We start from the raw sequence: 1,592 nt of genomic DNA, 5'->3' as shown, positions 1-1,592 counted from the left end.
AGGCTGTAGCGGAGCTGGCCGCCATTGGCGACTTCCTTGCCGTCCACGCTGCGCAGCACATCGCCGATCTTGATGCCGGCCCGCGCGCCGGGGCTGCCGGCCACCACGCCGGTGACCAGCAGGCCGCCCGGGCGATCAAGGCCCAGTTGCTTTGCCGTATCGGTGGTGAGCGCTTCGCCTTCGACGCCGATCCAGCCCGATACCAGCTTGCCCTTGTCGGCCGCGGTGAGGAACACGCGCACCATTTTCGATGGGATGGCAAAGCCGATGCCGTTGGAGGCCCCGGTGCGGCTGAAAATGGCGGTGGGCACGCCGATCAGCCGGCCCTGCGCATCGAGCAGCGCGCCGCCGCTGTTGCCGGGATTGATCGCGGCATCGGTCTGAATGAAGAACTGCCAATCCGATACGCCGATGCCGGTGCGCGCCAGGCCGGACACGATGCCGGTGGTCACGGTTTGGCCAACACCGAACGGATTGCCGATGGCCACCGTGACATCCCCAACCTCGACCCGGTCGCTGTCGGCCATGCGAATCACCGGCAGCACCGCACCTTCGGTATCGACCTTGAGCAGCGCGAGATCGAGGCGGGGATCGGCAAACAGGATCTTGGCCTTGAACTCGCGGCGATCACCCAGCGCCACCAATATCTGATCGGCGCCTTCGACGACATGATTGTTGGTGATGATCAGGCCATCGGCGCCAACGATCACGCCGGAACCCAGCGATTGCTGCACACGCGGCTGCACCGGCGCACCGCCGAAAAACCGCTGCATGAATTCCTCGTTCATATTGCGCGGCTGGCGATCGACTTTGGCCGTGTAGATATTGACCACCGCCGGCGCCGCTGATTTGACCACGGGCGCAAAGCTGAGCGCGACCTGGCCAGCGGCGGGCACGCTGCGCTGCACATCGCTGCTGTCCATCGGCGGGATTTGCGCTGCAACGCGCCCCGTATCGGACATATTGACCACGGCCAGCGCAATGGCGGCCCCGCCCGCCAGCCCGAGCGCGACACCGCCCAGCAATTTGAGTTTGTCCACCATGAGGGTCAATATCCTGTTCATTCCGCGCAGATTGCAGAGGCAAGTTTAAGCAGCCATGAATATGGGGAGCGCTGCGTGTTGGTTAAGGGGCTGGGCATGATGAAATTATGGCACTGCCGCGATGCGCGCAGCTTTCGCTGCCTGTGGGCGCTGGAGGAACTGGGCCTGCCCTATGAACTGGCGCTGCTGCCCTTCCCGCCGCGCTGGCTGGAACCGGAATTTCTGGCGATCAATCCCTTGGGCACGATTCCGTTTTTCACCGATGGCGCGGTGCGCATGACCGAAAGCGCAGCGATCTGCCAGTATCTGGCCGACAAGACTGGCGCGCTGCGAGTGCTGCCGGGCGATCCGCGCTATGGTGATTATCTGAATTTCCTGCACCAGTCCGATGCGACGCTGACGTTTCCGCAAACACTGGTGCTGCGCTACACGCGGCTGGAAAAGCCCGAAAACCGCATTCCCAAGGTGGCCAGCGATTATCAGCGCTGGTTCGTCGCCCGCACCATCTGGGTGGAAACCGCGCTGGCCGATGGCCGGCAGTGGCTGTGC

At 63.9% G+C, this 1,592-nt stretch carries 2 protein-coding genes; one reads left to right on the top strand and one right to left on the bottom strand.

The annotated features are described in order from the left end of the window. On the bottom strand, window positions 1-1,043 hold a 1,043-nt coding region (locus ABWP50_RS12490; RefSeq protein WP_353218317.1), incomplete at its 3' end, for a trypsin-like peptidase domain-containing protein. Between the two features lie 96 nt (window positions 1,044-1,139). Between ABWP50_RS12490 and ABWP50_RS12485 the strand changes: the two genes are divergently transcribed. Continuing rightward, window positions 1,140-1,592: glutathione S-transferase (locus tag ABWP50_RS12485; RefSeq protein ID WP_353218312.1), on the top strand; the 453-nt coding region annotated here is incomplete at its 3' end.

Origin of the sequence: Sandarakinorhabdus sp. (genome assembly GCF_040398645.1) — a bacterium.
Lineage (GTDB): Bacteria > Pseudomonadota > Alphaproteobacteria > Sphingomonadales > Sphingomonadaceae > Sandarakinorhabdus.
This window is presented reverse-complemented; position numbering and strand designations above follow the sequence as displayed.